Below are 5978 nucleotides of genomic sequence, written 5' to 3'. Positions count from 1 at the left end.
GCGCGGCGCCCGACCCACGGCCCGCCCCCGCCCCGCCGCCGTGGTGGTGGAGCTCCTCCGGAGTCCTGGTGAGCACCGCCCGTTGCACCCGCTGCAGCCTGGGCCCCGGCTCCAAGCCCAGCGTGTCCTGGAGGGAACGGCGGATCGCCCGGTAGACCTCCAGTGCCTCGCCCGGTCGGCCCGAGCGGTGCAGCGCCACCATGAGGTACTCGTGCAGGCTCTCCCGCATCGGGTGGTCCGCGATGGCCGCGTAGAGATCGCCGACCAGATCGGCGTGCCGGTCGAGCTGGAGGTCGATCTCGACGCGGCGCTCGTACGCCGTCATCCTCGCCTCGTCCAGCCGGCGGGCCTCGTTCTCCAGGTGGCCCCCGGCCGACCGGACGTCGGCCAGCGCTGGCCCCCGCCAGAGGCCGAGGGCGTCGGCGATCAACCGCGAGGCCTCGCACAGCCGGCCCTGGTCGGCGCGGGTCCTGGCCGTGGCCAGCAGGGTGTCGAACACCTGGGAGTCCAGGCTCGCGCCGCCGAGGCGCAGCAGGTAGCCCGGAGGCTGCGTGACCAGCATCGACCCGTCGGGCGTGGTGGACGTCCCGCCCAGGAGCCGCCGCAACTTCGACACGTAGACGTGCAGGGCGGTCCGCGCCGTCCTCGGCGGCTGCCGCCGCCACACCTGGTCGATGAGCCGTTCCACCGACACCACCCGGTTGGCGTTGGTCACCAGGTGTGCCAGCAGGACGCGTGGTTTCGACGCTCCGGGCGTCCGAACCTCGCCGGAGTCGTCCTCGACCTCGAATGATCCCAGGATTCCGAACCTCAATCCCGCCTCCGTGGGACAGGCCCGCGTCACCGGTCCGGCGCGGGCGGCGGCCCAGTCTCGCCCGGCGCGCTAAGAAAGCCCTAACACCGGGCTCAGTGCGGCGACCACCGCGCGTGGGCGTGGGAGGCGGGGACCAGGACCGGCCTTCGACCACCGGACGTGCGTGGCCTGACGGTACAGGAACCGTCCACTGCCGGGAAACATCCGGTTCGGTGGGGGGCCACCGGGGACTACCCCGGGGACCACCCCGGTGGCCGGCGTGCCGGGCGGGAGCGCGCGGCCGTGGGCGGGCGTGACCGGATCCGGCGGGTGCGGCGCGGTGGTCGGCCCGGGGTGGCGGCGGGCAGGGGAGGCCCGCACCCGGCCGACGGCGGGGTGGTGCCCTAACGCGGCGTCAGCGAGTCGAGGGTGGACCGCACCTCGACCACTTTGGCCGGCATGTGGAGCGCCTGGTAGAGGGCCGCCGCCGCCCGCAGCAGCGGAACGGCTCGCGCCGACCGGCCCAGGGCCAACTCGGCCAGGGCCATGCGGTGCCGCACGTAGGCCTCGCCCCGCTGGTCCCCGAACTGGCGGAAGGTGGTGAGCAGATCCTGGGCGAGCGCCAGCGACGCGAGGTGGTCGCCGCGTTCGGCGCGGATCACCACCTGGGCCACCCGCACGTAGGCGCGTCCCACCGGTTGTTCGAGCACGTCGAGCAGGGCCACCGCGCGGTGGCACAGGCGGTCCGCCCGGTCGAGTTCCCCGAGTCCGATGAGGGCGTTGGACAGCGTGTTCAGCACCATCGCCTCCAGGTCCGGCTCCTCGTGGCCCTCGACCAGCCTGAGCGCCCGGTCCAGGAGGTGGACGGCGGTCCGGTCGTCGCCCCGCTTCAACCGGACGTTGCCCCACTGCCGCAGGGACCGCACCAGGGCGTGCCGGTCCCGGGTGGTCTCCGCCACCCGCAACGCCCGCTTCACCAGCCGCTCCGCCACGTCGAAGTCCTGGTGGTGGGTGTGGCAGAAGCTGGCCAGCACCAGGGTGTGCGCGAGGGCGTCGTGGTCGTCGGTGTTCTCCAGCAGGCGGACGCTCCCGTCGAGCAGCACCGAGGCGGAGTCGAGGCGCCCGGCCATCACCTCGGACTGGGCCAGGCCGAACCGCGCCCTGGCCAGCAGCCGGTCGTCACCGGTCAGTCCGGAGGCGACCGCACCGTACAGCCGGTGCGTCTCGTCCATGCGGTGCCGGAACCCCAGGAACGGCGCCAGGCGTTCCGCCGCGTCCAACGACGCGGCCGCCCACCCCAGCTCACACCCGCGCACCAGGGTGGGCACCAGCGTCGGGACCTCCTCGACCAGCCAGGACATCGGGTCCTCCGCCAACTCTGCGGGCACGGCGGCGGAGCGCCAGGCGGGAGGCGTGCCGGACGGCGGCGGCCAGCCCCCCGGGGTCGGCAGCCTCCGGTGCGCGGCGTCGATCAGGGCGTGGACCGTGTCGAACAGGCGCCGGAACGCGGTCCGCGCCTCACTCGCCGCCTCCTCGACGAGGCCGTCCGCCTCGGCGCAGCGTTCCGCGGCGAAGGCCCGGACGAGGTCGTGCATCCGGTAGCGCTCGTGCGGCCCCTCGGCGGGCTCCACCAGGTGGGAGAGGATCAGGTGGTCGAGGGGGTCGTCCGGGGTCCCGGTGCCGGCCAGCGCGCCCAGCGCCCAGGGGGCCAGCTCGCGCGCGGTGGTGAGGGGGAACCGCCGGAACAGGACACGCTCGGCCGCACCCAGCCCGGTGTAGGACAGCGTGAAGCTGGCCCGCACGCTGAGGTGCCCGGCGTCGAACTCGTCGAGCACCCGCCTCTCGTCCCGCATCCTCGTGACGAGGGAGGCCAACGACCAGTGACGGCGGGTCTCCAACCGCGACAGCATGATCCTGATCCCCAACGGGAGACCGCCGCACAGTTCCACCAGGCGGGCCGCCGCCTCCGGCTCGTCCTCGACGCGTTGGGCACCGAGCAGCTGGGCGAGGAACCGCAGGGACTCCTCGGGGGTGAACGGTCCGAGCACGGACGAGAAGTCGGCGGGCAGCGTGGGAAGCCGTCGCCGGCCCGTCACCAGGACGGCGCTGCCAGCGGTCCCGGGCAACAACGGGGTGACCTGGTCGACGTCGGCGGCGTCGTCGAGGACGACCAGCACGCGACGCCCGGCGAGCCGGCTGCGGTAGGCGGCCGCGCGTTGTTCGAGCCCGCCGGGCACGCACGCGTCGGTCACCCCGAGGTTGCGCAACAGGGCCGCCAGCGCGTCCTCCGGCGGGACCGGTCTTTCGGTCCCGCCGCCGAGGTTCAGGTACAGCTGTCCGTCGGGGAACCGGGGGACGAGGTGGTGGGCGGCGTGGACGGCCAACGCGGTCTTGCCGGTGCCCGGTCCCCCCGTGATCGCCAGGACGGGCACCGCCCGCGCCGACGGGACATGGGCCAGGAGCCGGGACAGCACCTCGTCCCGCCCGACGAAGTCCGGCAGATCACGGGGCAACTGCCTCGGCGGCGTCCACGGGTCGCTCTCGGCGCCGGGGCCGTCGAGTGCGGCGGTGGTCGCCTCCGCCGTGTCACCGCCGGCCGGGAGAGGGGGACGGGGTACCTCGTCCCGCAGGATGCTGCCGTGCAGCTCCCGCAGCTCCCTGCCGGGTTCGACGCCCAGTGCGGTCACCAGGGTCTCGCGGGTGTCCTGGAAGACGGCGAGGGCGGCCGCGGTCTCGCCGGCGAGGACCAGCGCGCGCATCAACAGCGCGCGGAGGCGTTCGCTGAGCGGTTCGTCCTCGACGAGTTGCCGCAGCTCGGGCACCAGCTCGGTAGGACGCCGCAGTGACATCTCGGCTTCCAGGCAGTCCTCGTGCGCCAACTGCCGCAGCTCCCGGAGCAGCCGAGGATCGGACCAGGCCCCGGGGGAGGCGGCCAACTGGGGGAAGGGTTCCCCGCGCCACAGCCCCAGCGCCCGGCGCAGGTGGCCCGTGCGGGTTCCCCGTGGCCGGCGGCGTCGCGGCCGGCGCTCACCAGGTGTTCGAACTCCAGGAGGTCGCACTCCGGGGGGCGGAGGAGGAGCCGGTAGCCCTGCGGGGTGAGGAGGAGGCGGCCGGCGCCGGACTCGGTCGCCCGGTTCAGCAGGGCCCGCACGGTGGAGACGTAGTTGTGCACGCTGGCCGCGCTGGTGCGGGGTGGGTGGTCGCCCCACAGCACGTCCACGAGGAGGTCCCGGGGCGTCGGCTGGCCACGGCGAGCGGCCAGGAGCGCGAGGGTCGTCGCCGCCCTGCCGCGTGGCACGACGATCTGACCGCCGTCGTCACCCACCAGGGACAGCGGCCCCAGCACGTCCAGTCGCAGGATTCCCCCAAACGGTCGAGCCTGTTTCCCCGGCCGCACCCGTTCCGGATTGGCGGGGCACGCGCGCCGGATTCTCCGATCCTAAGTCATTCATTAGGCGGTTCCAGAGATTTTCGGGACAACACCGACTCCGGTTGCGGGCCCCGTCCGCGGAGGGTGCCGGGGAGTCACGGTCCGTGCGTATTCGCGTTCCCCGACTGGTGGGGTGGGTATCGGGGAGCGCGGTGCCACTCCTGGGCGACGTCCGCCGTCCTGTCAGGAAATCGTCAGGTTTTCGGTTGGTCCTGGGCGGCGCGGTCACGGCGGAGCTCCGGCGATCGGGACCGGAGTGACGACCGAATTCGGTGGCCTCGCCGCTCCCACCTCCGAGGCCGCTTCCCGTCCCGGGAGAAGGCCCCGCCTCCTCCCGGCCGTCGGGTGGCCCGTCCTCGGGCACCGTGCGGTGTGGGACTACGGGACAAACTCCGAGAGCCGGTTCAGCACGTGCGACGGTGCGGGCAGCGCGGCGATCTCCTCGGCCACCTCCCGAGCGGTGGCCCGCAACGCGTCGTCGTCCAGGACGCGGTCGAGGGCCGCCGTGACCTCGTCGACGGCGTCCGGCAGCAACGGGCAGGCGACTCCCACCCCGCGCGCCGCCACCGAGGCCGCGTTCACCGGCTGTTCCAGCGACCGTGGCAGGACCAGCTGGGGGACCCCGCCGGCGAGGGCGGTGAAGGTCGACGAGGTGCTCCCGTGGTGGACGAGGGCCAAGCAGGAGGGCAGCACGGCCGGCAGCGGGATCCAGTTCGCGACGCGCACGTTCGAGGGCAGCGGCGACCACGACGACAGGTCGGCCCCGCTCGTGCTCAGCACGACCTCGACGTCGCGCCGGCCCAGCCGTCCGACGAGCTCGCCGAAGAGCAGGTCCGCGGCCGGGGCGGCCAGGGACGCTCCGGCGGTCACGCACACCCGGGGCCGCGCCGGGGTGGTCAGTGCCCAGGAGGGCAGCATGCCCCCGCCGGTGTGGCTGGTCCACCGCAGCGGAACGCCGGCGTCGCTGCCCGTCGGGCGGAGGCTGTCGGGGCAGCTGTCGACGACGGCCGTCGGGGCCACCTCACCGTCGGGCAGTCCGTAGCGGGCCCGGGCGCTCGACATGGACGCCAGTGCCGCCGCCGGCATCGGGCCGCCCACGCCGGCGCGGTGCAGGACCAGCGGCACCCGGGTGATCTCGGCGGCCAGGACCCCGGCCGGCATCTGGCTGGTGGCCACGACGACGTCCGGTGACCAGCGGTGGACCAGGCCGACCAGTCCGTCGATCATCCGTTCGCCCACCGCCGCGGTCAGCTCGACCGTGCCGGACAGGAGCCGTTCGGCGGCCGAGAGGGTCGGTGCCCTGCGGGGCTCGGCGTACTTGCTCCACCCGGCCAGGACCAGCTGCACCTCGTCGCGGGTCAGCGGGCGGGGGAACTGGACGTGGTCGGCGCTGCGGCGGAAGGTGTCGGCGATGTCGGTGCCGCAGACCTCGGCGCAGCGCAGACCGGAGTGGATGGCCATCGCGAGCGCCGGTCCCGTCGAGGCGAGGAGGGCGTCGTGCCCGGCGAGTTCCGCGGCCCAGGCGAGGGGGACGAGGGGGAGCACGTGCCCGATTCCGGGCGGTGAGGTGAGGAGGATGCGCATCGACGGTGTCTCAGCTTCCACGACGGCAGGGTCGCGGGGCAACGCCGCGCCCCGCGAACGACCAGGGGATCAGCGTGGGGCGGAGGGGAACGTCGAGGAAGCACCGCTTCCTCGCGCCCGCACCCGGGCCGGGCGGTCCGGAGGACCGAGCCCGGCGGGTGCGGCCGCCGC

3 protein-coding genes and 1 pseudogene are annotated in these 5978 nt (G+C 74.4%); all 4 read right to left on the bottom strand.

Translation table 11 applies throughout. The features are described from left to right. A partial coding sequence (locus tag ACTIDRAF_RS27795; protein WP_016698198.1) for an AfsR/SARP family transcriptional regulator occupies positions 1-814 on the bottom strand: 814 nt, incomplete at its 3' end. Positions 815-1197: 383 nt separating this feature from the next. After that, positions 1198-3852, bottom strand: a complete 2655-nt coding sequence (locus ACTIDRAF_RS31865; protein ID WP_083886163.1) for an ATP-binding protein — start codon at positions 3850-3852, stop codon at positions 1198-1200. Between the two features lie 32 nt (positions 3853-3884). After that, a pseudogene (locus tag ACTIDRAF_RS35535) lies at positions 3885-4091 on the bottom strand (winged helix-turn-helix domain-containing protein); the annotation flags it as partial. A 510-nt stretch (positions 4092-4601) separates the two neighbouring features. Next, positions 4602-5828, bottom strand: coding sequence for a nucleotide disphospho-sugar-binding domain-containing protein (locus ACTIDRAF_RS0207955; RefSeq protein WP_157162912.1), 1227 nt, complete (start codon positions 5826-5828; stop codon positions 4602-4604). Positions 5829-5978: the final 150 nt, after the last annotated feature.

The sequence above is a fragment of the Actinoalloteichus spitiensis RMV-1378 genome (genome assembly GCF_000239155.1).
GTDB classification, from domain to species: domain Bacteria; phylum Actinomycetota; class Actinomycetes; order Mycobacteriales; family Pseudonocardiaceae; genus Actinoalloteichus_B; species Actinoalloteichus_B spitiensis.
This window is presented reverse-complemented; position numbering and strand designations above follow the sequence as displayed.